The organism is Natrinema pellirubrum DSM 15624 (assembly GCF_000230735.2).
Lineage (GTDB): Archaea > Halobacteriota > Halobacteria > Halobacteriales > Natrialbaceae > Natrinema > Natrinema pellirubrum.
Genome location: NC_019962.1, coordinates 794,544 through 808,639, shown reverse-complemented (window position 1 = coordinate 808,639; position 14,096 = coordinate 794,544). Strand labels below are relative to the sequence as shown.

Below are 14,096 nucleotides of genomic sequence, written 5' to 3'. Positions count from 1 at the left end.
GGATTTCAGTCCCAGAACGACTGGGTCCGGGCGTACTCTCGCTCTTTCGAGAGGATGTCGCGATAGAACTCCGCTTCGTCCTCGCGGAGTTTGTTGATGATCTGGGCGGCGTTGTGCGGCCCGACCCCGCGGGCGGCCATCGCGATTACGGCCTGCTTGCCGTGACTCTGGACGAGGCTCGCGGCCCGGAACGCGCGTTCGGTCATTCGCTGTTGTTCCTCGTCTTTTTCCTGGGCTCGGACCGCCTGGACCATCTCGTCGGCCCACGGGTTCAGCGAGGCGATCCGGGTCGAGCCACATTCCGGGCACTCGGGCTGGTCGGCCACCCGCTTGACTTTCGTTTTCACCTTCCACTCCGTACAGTGGGTACACAGCAGGATGACCCGATCGTTCTGCAGGCGCTCCCGGACCGTCTCGATGACGCTGGCGTCAGCGTTTTCGGGCGCGAGCAGTTCCTTGCCGCCTGACGACCGGCCTCCCTTCCCGATCGGCGTGTGGCCGCGGTGGGTCACCAGTTCGAGGTCGCCCGACTGGAGCCGCTCGAGGACCGCACTCGCACGTTCGATGTCGAGGTCCTCGTGGAACACCTCCCGGATCGCTTCCTCGTACATGGGGGTGTCCTCCAAGGCCGCCAGCAGGCGATCGTTCGAGAGTCGGCCCGAGCCCTGCCAGCGCTTTAACGCGCCGAACTTCGCCGAGACCTGCGCCAGCCGGAAGGCGAGCGCGTCGGAATTTTTCAGCCCGAGTTCGACGATCGCCTCGACGTGGTCCGGGTCGGTCTCCTCTATGACCTCGAGTACCTCGCTGGTCGCGATCGAGTTCGGCACCTCGAGTTCGATCCGGTAGGGGTCGGTCTCGAGGCCGACCGAGGAGCCGGCCCGCTGGCCCAGCAGCGCCGACAGCACCCGGCCGAGCGTCTCGTTGGCCGTGTGGCCGAACGGCGCGTTGATGACGATCGTCCGCCCCCGTCGCTCGAGGACCAGGCGGTCGGCCGTCGGCATCGGCGCGTCGTCGTCGACCTGTTGTGCGAGTTGCGTGCAGGCCTCGGTCAGCGTGTACTCGTCAGCGGGGTACCGATGAGCGAGTTCGCGGCCGACCGCGGCGGCGTCGGCTCCCGTCCCGAGTTGGGGCTCCGCCACGGCCCGAATTTCACCCACTTCGCCCGCGACCGCGGCGGGGACGGGTATTTCTTGCCCGATCCACGATGGAACCTCGCCCGCGGGGTCCTCGATCGGGCTGACCTTGACTCGGCCCTCCTCGTCGTCGATCTCGGCGATCCGCCACATCTCGCCGCGCTGGATGAACACCTCGCCGGGCTGGGCGAAGTTGACGACGAAGCGCTCGTCCAGGGTCCCGATCTGGCCCCCCGAGGCGATGTCGTGGACCTCGTAGGTCTCCTCGTCGGGGATCATCGAGAGGTTGGCGTAGACGTACTGCCACGTGCCGCCGGTGGTCTCGATGCGATCTTCACCCTCGTCGAACCAGAGGATTCGATTGCGGTCCAGTTCTCCCGCGATCTCGCGGATCGTCGCCTCGGGCACGTTTCGGAACGGATAGGAGCGAGTGATCGTCTCGATCGCCTCGTCGAGGTACGTGTCGCCGCGGCTCTGGACGATCGCGGGCAACTGGTTGGCGACCACGTCCAGGCTCCCCTCGTGGATCGCCGCCGGCTCGACCTCGCCGTCGCGGGCCCGGCGCGCGATCGACAGCGCCTCGAAGGTGTCGTCCGGACGGGTCGTCACGACCGTCCCGCTCGAGACCTCGTCCTGTCGATGGCCCGCGCGGCCGATCCGCTGGAGCAGGCGGGTGACCTGCCGCGGGCTCTTGTACTGGATCACGTGATCGACCTGTCCCACGTCGATGCCGAGTTCCATCGAGGACGTACACAGCAGCCCGTCTATCTCGCCGGCCTTGAAGCGGTCCTCGACGTCGATCCGGGCCTCCTTCGAGAGCGAGCCGTGGTGGACGCCGATCGGGAGGTCGAGTTCCTTGAACCGCGACCCCAGCGCCTCCGCCGTCTGCCTCGTATTGACGAAGATCAGCGTCGACTCGTGATCGGCGACCAGATCGCGGATCAGCCGGACGTGGCTGGCGGTATCGGCCTCGGTCATCAGTTCGCCGGCCAGGCGCTCGTCTTCCTCCGTAATCTCGGGTTCGCGAACCGTCACGTCGACGTTGCTCCCCACGTCGATCTCCCGGATCTCGCAGGGTCGGCCGCCCGTCAGGAACTGCCCCACTTCGCCGGGATCGCCGACCGTCGCCGAGAGCCCGATCCGCTGGAACGGGCCGGCGAGGTCGTACAGCCGCTCGAGACCGATCGCCAACTGTGCGCCCCGCTTGGAGGCGGCGAGTTCGTGGACCTCGTCGATTACGACGTGGGAGACGTCGGAAAGCGCCTCGCGCAGCCGCTCGCCGGTGAGCATCGCCTGGACCGTCTCGGGCGTCGTGATCAGCACGTCCGGCGGGTCCTCGGCCTGCTTGCGCCGCTGGTAGTCGGTGGTGTCGCCGTGGCGAACGTCGACTTCGAGGTCTAAGTACTCGTCCCACCACTCGAGGCGCTCGCGCATGTCGCGATTGAGCGCCCGCAGCGGGGTAATATAGAGCGCGCCCAACCCCTCCGGCGGTCCTTCCTCGGCGACCAGGTGATCGAAGACGGGCAACATCGCCGTCTCGGTCTTGCCGCTCCCGGTAGGCGCGATCACCAGCGTGTTCTCGCCGGCGGCGAGCGGCGGGATCGCCAGCCGCTGTGGTGCCGTCGGTTGCGAAAAGCCGCGTTCGGAGAGCGCCCCGCGGACCGTCGCTCCGAGGTGCGTAAACGCCGCGACGTCCCCGTCAGTCATCGGAATACGGTAGGGATGAGCGGCGGATAAGCACCACGTTTCCGGTGACTCCGAGGGCCCCTCGAGGGTCGTCTCACTCCTCGGGTTCGTCGGCGTCGATTTCGTCGGCGAGGTTCTCTGCGACCCCCTCGTCGACCGCCATCTCGCCGGGTTCCGCGGGTTCGTCCCCGGCATCGGGCTCGATTCGTTCGGCGATCCCCGCGTCGGAGAGATCGCCGTCGATGGAGTCGGCCGTTGCTTCGCCGTCGTCGATGGCGTCGCCGCTCGCGTCCGTCTCGGAGCCACCGGATTCGGCTTCGCTGTCGCCCTCGAGCCCGGTCACGTCGTCAGTTCCCTGTTCCTCTTCGGACGGGGTGACGCCGGGGTCGAACGCCGAGGCCTCGCTTCGAGGGCCGTCGATCGTCGTCGGCGTGACGTCGCGATCGGTGGCCTGCAGGCGGTTCCGTATCGTGTCGACCGACGAGTCGTCGGGGACGGCGTCGGCGGCGCGGTCCGTGACTCCCTCGGGGAGTACCCCCTCCATTTCCTCCTTCGCCTCGTCGACCGATTGGATCGGAACGTCGTCGCGCGGCCCGAGTAGTCGCAACACGGCGTACGTGACGGTGAGCAGGCCGATTGCGGTCAGGAGATGGCGGGCGAGCCCCCGCAGGCGTGACGCGGTCGTCGATCCCGCGCCGGCCGTCCGCTGTCGCTCGCTATCGGGTGTGCGTACTCGCATCGCGACCCGTACGGCTCCGGCCCCCAAGTGGCTTCGGCGTGGATACGCCGGCAGGGGTTGTCGGACTCGAGCCATCACTCAGGCCTCGAGGTGTTCGATACGGGCGTAGCGGCCGGCCCGCCAGCCGGCGACGACTGCGACGACAGTCCCGACGGCCAGCGCGAGCGCGAGGCCCCCGGCGTAGACCGCGGGCGGCGTCCGGAGCAACTCCTCGAAGCCCAGCACCGACGCGGAGAGCCGGTTCAGCCCGATCACGGCCGGCGGCGTCGCCGCGAGTCCGAGGAGGCCGCCGAACAGTCCGATCAGCAGCCCCTGCGTGCCGATCACCCCGGCGAGCAGCCCGCGGGAGAGCCCGATCGCCCGCAGCGCCGCGAGCTGCTCGCGTTGCTGGTGGGCGACCAGCGCGAACAGGTTGGCCGTCAGGACCGCCCCGCCGAGGACGGCCAGCCCGACCAGCGTGATCCCGCTGGCGAGGACGATCGATCGCTCCTCGAGGACGGACTGGATCTGGTTATCGCTGGTCCGAACGTCGTACTCGGGATATTCGGCATCGAGGTCGGCGGCGACGGTCTCGCGGTCGGCGTCGTCCGCCACGTCGGCGGTGATGAACGTCGCCCGATCGGTCCCGTCGGTGCCGGCCACGGCCTGGAGGTCACCGAGCGGGACCGTCACGGCCGGCGAGCCCAGATACTGCGAGTAGTAGCCGGAAATCCCGATGACCGTGAACTCGTGGGTCGCCGCCGTCTCCCGGCTGGTGCCGATATGGATCGTGTCGCCGACCGAGACGCCGAGGTCCTCGGCGACCCGCGGGTCGATCACGATCTCCTCGCGCTGGGGGTCATCGGGCGGCGGCGTCGCCGCGGTTTCCGGATCGACCTCGAACCCGTTGCCGGCCTCGAAGTCGAACCCGTCGTGGGTCTCCTGGACGCCGACCGCGGGGTGGCGCTGCAGATTCGAGGACTCGGTTCCAACGTAGACGTCGTACATCGCGATCGGCGACGCGGCGTCGACGTCCTCCCGTGTGGAGAGTTCGGCCGCCCTCGCGTGTGCCCCCGAGACCGGGTTCGTCGTCCCGCTCGCCGACGGATCGACCGGTTCCCGCGAGATCCAGATGTCCCGTCCGGCGTTGTCAAGCCCCTGCTCTCCCTTGTCGACGACGCCGACGCCGAGGCTGGCCAGGACCGTCACCGACAGCACCGCGAGCGTGACCGCGAGGACGGTCAGCGTCGTCCGGCCGGGCGCGCGTCGGAGCTGTGCAAGCGCCAGTCCCGTAACGGCCCGAAGCCGGACGATCGCCCCACGAACGCTCATCGTCCCACCTCCGCCAAGACCGACGTTCGCGCGGCCACCGCGAGCGGGTACGGCACCGCGACCAGCCCCGCGAGGAGGGCCACGGCGATCCCGTAGGGAACGAACAGCGGATGGAACTGCGCGACCGCACCGGGCGCGACGGTCGCACCGGCGACGGCGTTGACGCCGGCGATCCCCGCCGCGCCGAGCGCGACGCCAACGAGTGCCCCGACGAGCGTGGTGATCCCCGTCGAGACGGCGACGACGGCCAGCCGGCCGCCGACGGGGACCCCGACCGACTCGAGGACGGCAAGCGTCCGCCGGTCCTCGTCGACGGCCATCCCGGCGGTCGTCGCGACGAACGAGGCACAGATCGTCAGACCGACGAGCAACGCGATGGCACTCGCCGCGAACGCCAGCCCGTCGTCGAACAGCGCGGCCGGATCCGTGTGTCCGGCCACCGTCACCGACGCGTCCGGATAGGCGTCGCCGGCGGCTGACTCGGCCGCAGCGGGCTCGCCCCAGACGAGGACCCGATCGGCGAGTCCGCCGTCGTCGGCACCCGACAACGACTGCAGTTCGCTCAGGTGAACGAGCGCAACCGGTGCATCGCCGGCAGCCCCGTCGTCGGCAACGGCCGCCACGGTCACCGTCGGGGCGGACGCGGGCGTGTTCGCTCGCTCCTGCCCCGGCATCGACACCGCCACCTCGTCGCCCTCCGCGGCCTCGAGGCGCTCGGCCGCGGTCGGCGAGAGGACGATCCCGCCCGCTCGCGGGCCGTCGTAGGAGCCGTTGGCGTAATGGGGATCGCCCGCTTCTAAGGCCGCCGTCGACAGGCCAGCGACGGTCCGGGACTCCCCGTCGGGAACGACGCCGACCACCCGGACGGGCCGGGGCTCGCCCCCGTCGGACTCGAGGCGGACCGTCTCGACCAGCACGGGCGAGGCGTGATCGACCCCCGACGCCGATCGAAGCTCGCGGGCGCGGTCGTTGCTGGCTCCGAGCCGCGGCCCTTCGACGCCGTCGACTGTAGAGAGCGTACTGCCGTCCTCGGCGGTTATCCGCACGGTCGCGTCGTCCTCCCTCGCCGCACCGCCGTCGGCCAGCGCCAGCGCGACCCCCGTCACGACGAGCAGGAAGGCGACCGTCAGCGCGACGGTCGCGATCGTCGACGCGATCCGACCGCCCGTCGTTCGGGTCGCCCGCTGCCACCACCGCGTGGCCGTCAGACCGACGAGTCCCCGCCAGCGCGTCCGTCGCCGCGATCCGTCCGACGGCACGTCGTCGCCCTCATCGGACATCGTCCACCCGTCCGTCGCGCAACGAGACGATCCGGTCCGCGACCGATAGCGCCCCCTCGTCGTGGGAGGCGACGATCACCGCCCGATCGCGCCCGACGTCGGTCAACAGCTCGAGGACGGTCCGACCGGTCGCCGTGTCGAGTTCGCCGGTCGGCTCGTCGGCCACGATCACGTCGGGATCGGTCGACAACGCCCGCGCGATCGCCACGCGCTGACGTTCGCCGCCGCTGAGTTCCCCCGGCAGGTGCGTGGCCCGATCGCCGAGCCCGACCGCCTCGAGCAGCGACTCCGCCCGGTGCCGGCGATCGGAACGGGGAACCCCCGCCTGTACGAGCGGCAGGGCCACGTTCGCGCGGGCCGACAGCGACGGCAGGAGATAAAATCGCTGGAAGACGATCCCGATGTGGCGCCGTCGCAGTCGGGTCCGCTCCGCGTCCGACAGCGCCGTCAGGTCGGTGCCCGCGACCTCGACCCGGCCCGCCGTCGGGACCAGCAGCCCCGCGACGGCGTGGAGGATCGTCGACTTCCCGCTTCCGCTCGGTCCCTCGAGGCCGACGATCGTTCCCCGCGGCACGTCGACGGACACCCCCCGGAGCGCGGTCACCGTCCGGTCCCCACCCGAGCGGAACCGTCCCCCCGTCGAGCCGTACTCGTGTCTGACGTCCGCGAGGCGAACGGCGCTCGCCGATTCGCGGTCGTCCGTCCGATCCGTCACCGACGATCGCGAACCGCGTACTGACTGGTTTGACATCCTCGACGATCTCAGTGCCAGCGACGGGGTCCCGGCTCATTGTTTCGACCCGTCTACCCCAGTCAGCCCCGTGTTACAGGAATTTTTGCCGACACGAGCGGGCCACGGGGTCGCTCGAGCGGCCGGGCTCGGGAACTGTCCGGGCCGTTGGAATCGGATCCGCGATCGACCCGCATCGGCCGACGATACCGACCCGTAGGCAGGGATTGTGCGGGCGGGACCCCGCGAAAGGGTGCCGTACAGATCAGTGACGATTGACGTTTGCGGCCGCGATTCTAATCGTCGCGCTCACGGGACCTCGAGATCGTCCCATGGATGGCGGTGTGTTCGATCCACGTCGATCGCGTTTCGGTGGGCCCCGTCCTCTCCCCCCGGATTATCAGGACACTGATTCCGTCTCGTACCACCCGTCCGTACCTCGGGTCCGGAGGAGCGACACCGACTGCGTTCGTAACCAAACTGAACACATCTGCAAAACACGCGAGTCGTGTTCGGGTATTCACACCTATTTTCGAGTCCTAAACCATATTTTCGACGTATGCGCCAGATAGTACTTACATCTACTCGGTGAATCGGTTCACGAATGTCGATCAAACAGTCACTGTTCGCGCTCGTCGCACTCAGCGTGGTACTCACCGGTATTGCCACTCCGGTACTGGCACACGAAACACAGGCCGTCGACGGGTACGACGTCACCTTCGGTGGAGCGGACGAACCCCTCATCACCGACGAACGGATGTGGCTCGAGTTCGAGATCGTCGACACCGACACCGGCGCGCCAGCGGCGGGCCACGCCGAGAACCTAACCGTTGCCGTCCAGACGTCCGAGGCCGAGAAAACCCCGCTCGAACTCAGCGAAAAACACGGGGAGCCCGGCGTGTACGAAGCACCGGTCGTTTTCGCGGACCCGGGCGACTACGTCGTCCACCTCGAGGGACAGCTCGACGGAGTCGATGTCCACACTCACTTCGAAAAGACGGTCACCGATCGTGCCGAGTTGGAATACCCGGCCAGCGAATCGGAAGCCGCCGGCAACAGTACTGACTCCCAACCCAACGACGAGCAGCCCGACGAAGCCGGGTTCGGTTCCGGACGTATCGCTCTCGCCGGACTCGGTCTCGGCACCGTTATCGGTGCAGTCCTCCTGCGGAGACGACGCTAACCCGCCTCACGTTTCGCGATGGGCAGACCCGATATCCGTCTCCGAAAGCGGTCGTCAAACAGTCGGGCTCCCCCGAACGCGACCGCCGCGTTGAACTCGAGTGGAAGGGGCGCCACCGAAATGGAACGCTCTGTACGGGCGTCGATGTCGCTGCCATCGAGTGCCTTGGCATGATCGTCACGCTGACCACTCCGACGACTCCAAAATTCGCCCGCAGGCGTCCACCCGGCACTGGAACCAAGTTCCACTCCGGATTTGGCCTCCGATATTGGAAACGCGAAATCAGCAGTAAGGCCACTACGAGTGACGAAAACGCCAGTATCCGGTTCGACTGTGCTTCGGCGAGAATCCGAGTCCGCCCTCCCCGATTTGAACGGGGGGCAAGTCGATCTACAGTCGACTGCTCTACCAGTCTGAGCTAAGGGCGGGCACTCCAACGTAGCCGCCCTCGTACACATAAGGGTTATTATTCGCACCGGCTGTGTCGTGTCACGAGCGTGAACGGCAGCATGATTGATATGGGATGCGTGACAACAGGGAGGTAGTTCGAGCATGAGTAAGATCACGTTCCGCGCCGACGACGATCTCGTCGATCAGCTCGAGGCCCTCGAGATCTCCAAGAGCGAGGCGATGCGAGAGGCGCTCCGGGCGTACCTCGAGGGTGATCGCGGCGAGTCGGCGTCGGAACGTGACGGGGAGACGGCGATCGACGACCTGGTTCGCGCACGCGTGGACGAACGGCTCGACGCCCGATTGCGGGAGCTGGGGCTCGAGGCCGCGGGCTCGCGTGTGTCCGACGAGCCGCGGGACGTGACCGTCTCGGTCTCGCTGACGGGCGCTCACGGCGAGTCGGTCGACGATGTCCGACTCGAGGCCGACCGATCGCGCGACCCGGCGTCGGACGACGCCGAACACAGACAGTTGGAGCCACGCGAGGAGACGGACGCCGCCTGTACCCAGTGTGGGGAGACGCTCGAGGGCGATCACGTCTACTGTCCGAACTGCGGCGAGAAAGCCGCCCGACGGCTGTTCTGTGACTGCGGCGACGAGGTCCGCTCGGACTGGTCGTTCTGTCCGGGTTGTGGTCGTCGGACGCCAGCGGCGGACGTTCTCGAGGCGGACACTCACCAGCGCTGACCGGTGTAAGACACTGAAAGTCAGCCTCGGGGAAAGTTTTATTATCTGTGCCAAACATCGACTTAGTCGCGTAAGACGGATTGTCTTACACCCGTCGACAAGACGGGAAATCGCCCGACTTCGGGTGGTTTCGACGTAAGACACGCCGCGTCTGACAGGGGCGCGCCACCGTCTTACCCCCAACGGGGAATACAACCATGGAGCGTGTGACACTGCGAATCCCGAAACAGCAGATCGAGGAAGTAGAGCAACTGGTCGACGCGGGCGAGTTCCCGAACCGGAGCGAGGCGATCCGGTCGGCCGTTCGCGAGATGATCAACGAACAGCGGGAGGCTCCCAACGAGCAGTCCGGCAAACGCAACTGGGCCAAGGTGTAACGATGCAGGATATCGTTCAGGACGCCTTAGAGAACGCGGAGGAAGAGGCCCGGGAGATGGACGTCTCGATGGACGACGACGAGTTCGGCGATCCACGGATCGTCATCGTCGGCTGTGGCGGTGCCGGCAACAACACCATCAACCGCCTGTACAACATCGGCGTCGACGGTGCCGACACGATCGCGATCAACACGGACAAACAGCACCTCAAGATGATCGAGGCCGACACGAAGATCCTCGTCGGCAAATCCCTCACCAACGGGCTCGGTGCCGGTGGCGACCCCTCGATGGGTGAACGCGCCACCGAGATGGCCCAGGGGACGATCAAGGACGTCCTCGGCGACGCGGACCTCGTGTTCGTGACCGCCGGGATGGGCGGTGGCACCGGCACGGGTGCCGCCCCCGTCGTCTCGGAGATCGCCAAAGAGCAGGGTGCGATCGTCGTCGGCATGGTCTCGACGCCGTTCAACGTCGAACGTGCCCGCACGGTCAAAGCCGAGGAAGGCCTCGAGAAGTTGCGCGAGCAGGCCGACTCGATCATCGTGTTGGACAACAACCGGCTGCTCGATTACGTCCCGAATCTGCCGATCGGGAAGGCGTTCTCGGTGATGGATCAGATCATCGCCGAGACCGTCAAGGGGATCTCGGAGACGATCACCCAACCGTCCCTGATCAATCTGGACTACGCCGACATGTCCACGATCATGAACCAGGGCGGGGTCGCAGTCATGCTGGTCGGCGAGACCCAGGACAAGAACAAGACCGACGAGGTCGTCAAGGACGCGATGAACCATCCGCTGCTTGACGTCGACTACCGCGGCGCAAGCGGCGGGCTCGTCCACATCACCGGCGGCCCCGACCTCACGCTCAAAGAGGCCGAGGGAATCGCCGACAACATCACCGAGCGCCTCGAGGCCTCGGCGAACGTCATCTGGGGCGCGCGCATCCAGGAGTCCTACAAGGGCAAGGTCCGGGTCATGGCGATCATGACCGGCGTCCAGAGCGCGCAGGTACTCGGTCCCACCACCCAGAAACAGGCCGACAAGTCCCGCGCGAGCATCGAGGGCATCAACGAGGCCGACTTCGACGCGAGCAACAACGTCGAAGCCGGCGGCTCCGGCTTCGGTGCCCAAAGCGACGGCGGCCGCGAGAAAGTCGACCGCCAGAACGGCGTCGACGTCATCCGGTAATCGCGACGGGACCACGACCGACACACCACCACCGATCGGTTCCGTTTTTGGCCGGCTTCGCTTCCGATTCTCACGGCGAGTAACGACGGATATCGCGTCTCAGCACAACGTAGCGACTTTCGTCGCCCACAACCGCCGTTTACGGCCGTATACGGAGCGAACGCGACGGACGGATCGCCGGACTCGAGTCAGGCCAGCGACTCGAGCAGCGAACACTTCCGACAGACCTCGCGGGTCGTCGTCGAGCCACACTCGACGCACTCCTGTAGGTCGGCACCGTCGTCGCCGCTGTACTCGTCGGCGGCGATCGACGCGAGGTCCTCGTAGCCAGCCAGGATCGAGTGACGGGTACCGGGGTGGTTCTCCTCGAGATCGTACAGCAGTTGCTGGATCTCGCCGCGATAGGCCTCGCTGGCGTGGGGACACTCGGTGATGTGGGCCGGCAGGTCGTTGATGTGGGCATAGAGGGCGACCTCCTTCTCGGGAACGTCACGCAGCGGTTTCGCGCGCGGGACGAACTCCTCCTGTTCGCCCCGTTCCGAGAGGGGGCCGAGGCTGGCGTCGAAGTGTTTCGCGATCTGTTCGACGTCGCCCTCGAGGAAGTTCATGAGCGCGGTCTGGGCTTCGTCGTCGAGATTGTGGCCCGTCAAGAGGAGATCGGCTCCGAGTTCCTCGGCGTACTTCTCGAGGAGATCTCGCCGGAAGACGCCACAGTAGGCACAGGCGGCCATGTTTTCGGGGTCGTCCTCGACGACCTCGTCCATGCGGACGCCGAACTCCTCGGCGTAGCTGACGAGTTCGTGGCGGATGCCCAGTTCCTCGCTGAGTTCGACGCAGGCGTCGACGGACTCGTCGCGGTAGCCCTCGATGCCCTCGTGGATGGTCAGCCCGACGAGTTCGATGCGGGGGTCCTCGGCGAACGTCTCGTGGAGGATCTGCGTGAGAACGACGCTGTCTTTCCCGCCGGAAAGGCCGATCACCCAGGTCTCGGGATCCTCGGGCGTCGCGTCGTGTGAGACGAGATCGTCCCGTCGGACGCGCCGCCGGACCCGCTTTTCGACCGACTCGCGGAAGTGATCCGCACAGAGATGGGAGCCGGAGTAGGCGGCGTGCATGACCGCTTCCTCGTCGCATCGGGTACAGTCCATTAGCGGCCCGTTGTCGGTCGCCGCCAATCACGGTTTCGTCTGCCGGAGCGCGGCGGCCGTCTCGAGCGGTGAGCGGGCGTCCGTCCCACAGCCTTTCCTGGCAGCCGTCTCGGTCGACACACGTCGCGGCCTATCCGGATCGTTCCGTCGGCCGGATCAGACGGGAACCCGTTCCCGGTCCTCGACGGCATCGGCCCCGTCCTCGAGCGCGGCCAGCAGGGGGTCGACGTACCGGTCGCGGCCCGGCGAGGAGAATAGCTCGTGGCCGCCGTCGTAGAGGACGACATGATCGGCGGGCACCCGCTCGCCGATCGGTCGCAGGTCGATGACGGGATCGCGCAGCGAGCAGAAGACGACGGCGTCGTGATCGATCGTCAGCAGCTCCCGTTGTGCGCGGCGGGTCTCCCGAACGAAAGCCGGCGACACCCACGACGGGGTCGTCTCGAGTTGGTGATCGGTCGCCTCCTGACCCAGATCCTCGCGGTCGAAGCCGCCGGTCGGAAGACAGGGGAATGCCGTCTGGAGCTTCGAGACGGCCTTTAACACCGGTTCCGGAAATCCCTCGCCGTACCCCCACCACGGGCTCAGGTAGACGTGGTTGTCCGCGCCGTCGAGGGCCTGTGCCACCAGCGAGCCGGCGCTGTGGCCAAGCAACTGATAGCCCTCGAGGTCGCGGACGTACTCGGCGACGGGCTCGAGCCAGTCGGCTTTGAAATCGTCGATGTTCGTCGGGAGTTCGAACGCGTGGACCCGATAGTCGGCCGCGGTCAGCTGTCCGATGAGCCAGCTGACGTTCTCGTGGGTCCAGCGGTTGCCCCAGCCCATGACGAAGACGAGTTCCGCGTCGCCGTCCTCGTTGAAGATCCGGTGTCGCATGGGTTTGCGTTCGCCGCGAACCGGTAAAAAACCTGATCTCTCGAGCCACCGCTCGTGACGGTCGTGGCTGCTGACCGCAGGTCGGTCGCGGGTCCGGACGACCGACGCGGTCGCGACTGAGAAACGACTTTGCGCGTCCGGCCCCAACGGCGACCGATGAGTGGATTCGATCGGGCGAGAGCGGTCGACCGTCTCGAGGACCTCGTCGAGACCGTCGCGAACGAGCGAATGCCGGTTCCGGTCCGGGAAGTGTGGGCGTTCGGCGACGTCGCGTTGGGCCTCGATCCCGTCGAACGGCTGGACGTCTACGTGACCAAGGACGTCCTCATGCGCGACGACAGCGACAATGGGGCGGTAGACGCCGACGCGATCGCCGCCGAATACGGCGTCGAGGGGATCGGCAAGTCGGTCCGGGCCGACTGGGCCGCCGACCACCCCGAGTATCTGCGAGCCAACGCGAACGGCCACGCCGCGCCCGAGCAGTGTCTCGCCGCCCACCTCCTCGAGGAAGACGAACCGGTCCATCTCGAGGTCTGTAACGCCGCCTTCGAGGACAACGTCACCCAGCGGCTGCGCGGCGCGCGCCTGCGGGAGGACTACACGCAGTTGCTCGACCCCCGCGGCGTCTGTCTCTGGGCCGAGGGCACGCGAAGCGACGAGGCGTTCCGGAAGCTTCGGGAGGGCGAACTGGCCCTGCCGACGCTATCGGCGGCCCTCGAGATGCTCGGACTGGACGACGCCGAGGCCGAGACCGCGGCGCGGGAACTCCACGCGTGGCGAGAGCAACAGGACGGCGTGACGGTTCGGGGCGACGTGGTCTGACGGCCGTTAGCGATCGATCGAGACGTCCTGTAGCTCCGCGATCGTCGCCCGGAGTCGCTCGAGCCGGTCGGCGATCCGCTCGCGATCGGCGTGGACGACGCCGCTGTCCCGCTCGTACTCGAGCAGCCCGGCGTCTTCGAGTTTCGGCAGGTGGAGGTGGCGCAGTTCCGTCGCGACGGTCCGCCGATCGAGGTCGTCCGCCGGCGATGCCCGGTCGACGATGTAGTCGGCGATCTCCGCGTGGTCGAGACGCGTCGTCTGCGTTCGCATGGCGTACCGGCAGACGGATCGGCGGTACGGATCGCTTAACGCGGCGAGCGACCGATCGATCACCGGCTGTGCTTCGCTACTCGCCCCGTCCTGGTGAGTCATCGTCCGTCACTGGGACAGCCCGTCGGATAGTTGCGGCGCGGCAGTATTCACGCTATTTATCAGTCCCTGGCGTGCGTTCGGCCGAAACCGGGAAACGGCACGGTGTCTTACG

13 protein-coding genes and 1 tRNA gene are annotated in these 14,096 nt (G+C 67.3%); 5 read left to right on the top strand and 9 right to left on the bottom strand.

What is annotated here, in order from left to right; all coding sequences use genetic code 11:
• Nucleotides 1-5: 5 nt before the first annotated feature.
• The 5 genes from NATPE_RS03995 to NATPE_RS03975 form a co-directional block, all read right to left on the bottom strand.
• Nucleotides 6-2,840, bottom strand: a complete 2,835-nt coding sequence (locus NATPE_RS03995) for a DEAD/DEAH box helicase (RefSeq protein ID WP_006180071.1) — start codon at nucleotides 2,838-2,840, stop codon at nucleotides 6-8.
• 73 nt (nucleotides 2,841-2,913) lie between these two features.
• Nucleotides 2,914-3,558 carry a hypothetical protein gene (locus NATPE_RS03990; RefSeq protein ID WP_006180072.1) on the bottom strand — a complete coding sequence of 215 codons (645 nt, stop codon included), beginning with the start codon at nucleotides 3,556-3,558 and terminating at the stop codon, nucleotides 2,914-2,916.
• Between the two features lie 78 nt (nucleotides 3,559-3,636).
• Nucleotides 3,637-4,869, bottom strand: a complete 1,233-nt coding sequence (locus NATPE_RS03985) for an ABC transporter permease (RefSeq protein WP_015298754.1) — start codon at nucleotides 4,867-4,869, stop codon at nucleotides 3,637-3,639.
• A complete protein-coding gene (locus NATPE_RS03980) occupies nucleotides 4,866-6,149 on the bottom strand; it encodes an ABC transporter permease (RefSeq protein ID WP_006180075.1) in 1,284 nt (427 codons plus the stop codon). Before NATPE_RS03980 ends, NATPE_RS03985 begins: the two co-directional genes overlap by 4 nt.
• Nucleotides 6,139-6,900: an ABC transporter ATP-binding protein gene (locus NATPE_RS03975; RefSeq protein WP_015298753.1), complete on the bottom strand. Its 762-nt coding sequence runs from the start codon at nucleotides 6,898-6,900 to the stop codon at nucleotides 6,139-6,141. Before NATPE_RS03975 ends, NATPE_RS03980 begins: the two co-directional genes overlap by 11 nt.
• Before the next feature lie 583 nt (nucleotides 6,901-7,483).
• Between NATPE_RS03975 and NATPE_RS03970 the strand changes: the two genes are divergently transcribed.
• Entirely contained in the window at nucleotides 7,484-8,062 is a 579-nt protein-coding gene (locus NATPE_RS03970; protein ID WP_006180077.1) for a FixH family protein, read from the top strand.
• 354 nt (nucleotides 8,063-8,416) lie between these two features.
• Here the strand turns inward: NATPE_RS03970 and NATPE_RS03965 are convergent.
• Nucleotides 8,417-8,490, bottom strand: a tRNA-Tyr gene (locus NATPE_RS03965).
• Nucleotides 8,491-8,614: 124 nt separating this feature from the next.
• Here NATPE_RS03965 and NATPE_RS03960 point away from each other — a divergent pair.
• From NATPE_RS03960 to ftsZ, 3 genes are all read left to right on the top strand, one after another.
• Nucleotides 8,615-9,199 carry a double zinc ribbon domain-containing protein gene (locus NATPE_RS03960; protein WP_006180078.1) on the top strand — a complete coding sequence of 195 codons (585 nt, stop codon included), beginning with the start codon at nucleotides 8,615-8,617 and terminating at the stop codon, nucleotides 9,197-9,199.
• A 197-nt stretch (nucleotides 9,200-9,396) separates the two neighbouring features.
• Nucleotides 9,397-9,576: a ribbon-helix-helix domain-containing protein gene (locus tag NATPE_RS03955; RefSeq protein WP_006180079.1), complete on the top strand. Its 180-nt coding sequence runs from the start codon at nucleotides 9,397-9,399 to the stop codon at nucleotides 9,574-9,576.
• Nucleotides 9,577-9,578: 2 nt separating this feature from the next.
• Complete coding sequence (gene ftsZ, locus NATPE_RS03950) at nucleotides 9,579-10,766, top strand: cell division protein FtsZ (protein WP_006180080.1); 1,188 nt, start codon at nucleotides 9,579-9,581, stop codon at nucleotides 10,764-10,766.
• Between the two features lie 188 nt (nucleotides 10,767-10,954).
• On the opposite strand, the gene ncsA is transcribed toward ftsZ, so the two are convergent.
• Entirely contained in the window at nucleotides 10,955-11,914 is a 960-nt protein-coding gene (ncsA, locus tag NATPE_RS03945) for a tRNA 2-thiolation protein NcsA (protein ID WP_006180081.1), read from the bottom strand.
• Nucleotides 11,915-12,070: 156 nt separating this feature from the next.
• Nucleotides 12,071-12,790: an alpha/beta fold hydrolase gene (locus tag NATPE_RS03940; protein ID WP_006180082.1), complete on the bottom strand. Its 720-nt coding sequence runs from the start codon at nucleotides 12,788-12,790 to the stop codon at nucleotides 12,071-12,073.
• A gap of 156 nt (nucleotides 12,791-12,946) precedes the next feature.
• Here NATPE_RS03940 and NATPE_RS03935 point away from each other — a divergent pair, with 156 nt between their 5' ends.
• Complete coding sequence (locus tag NATPE_RS03935; RefSeq protein WP_006180083.1) at nucleotides 12,947-13,612, top strand: DUF7095 family protein; 666 nt, start codon at nucleotides 12,947-12,949, stop codon at nucleotides 13,610-13,612.
• Between the two features lie 6 nt (nucleotides 13,613-13,618).
• Here the strand turns inward: NATPE_RS03935 and NATPE_RS03930 are convergent, their stop codons facing one another.
• Nucleotides 13,619-13,984 carry a DUF7344 domain-containing protein gene (locus NATPE_RS03930; protein ID WP_006180084.1) on the bottom strand — a complete coding sequence of 122 codons (366 nt, stop codon included), beginning with the start codon at nucleotides 13,982-13,984 and terminating at the stop codon, nucleotides 13,619-13,621.
• Nucleotides 13,985-14,096 lie beyond the last annotated feature (112 nt).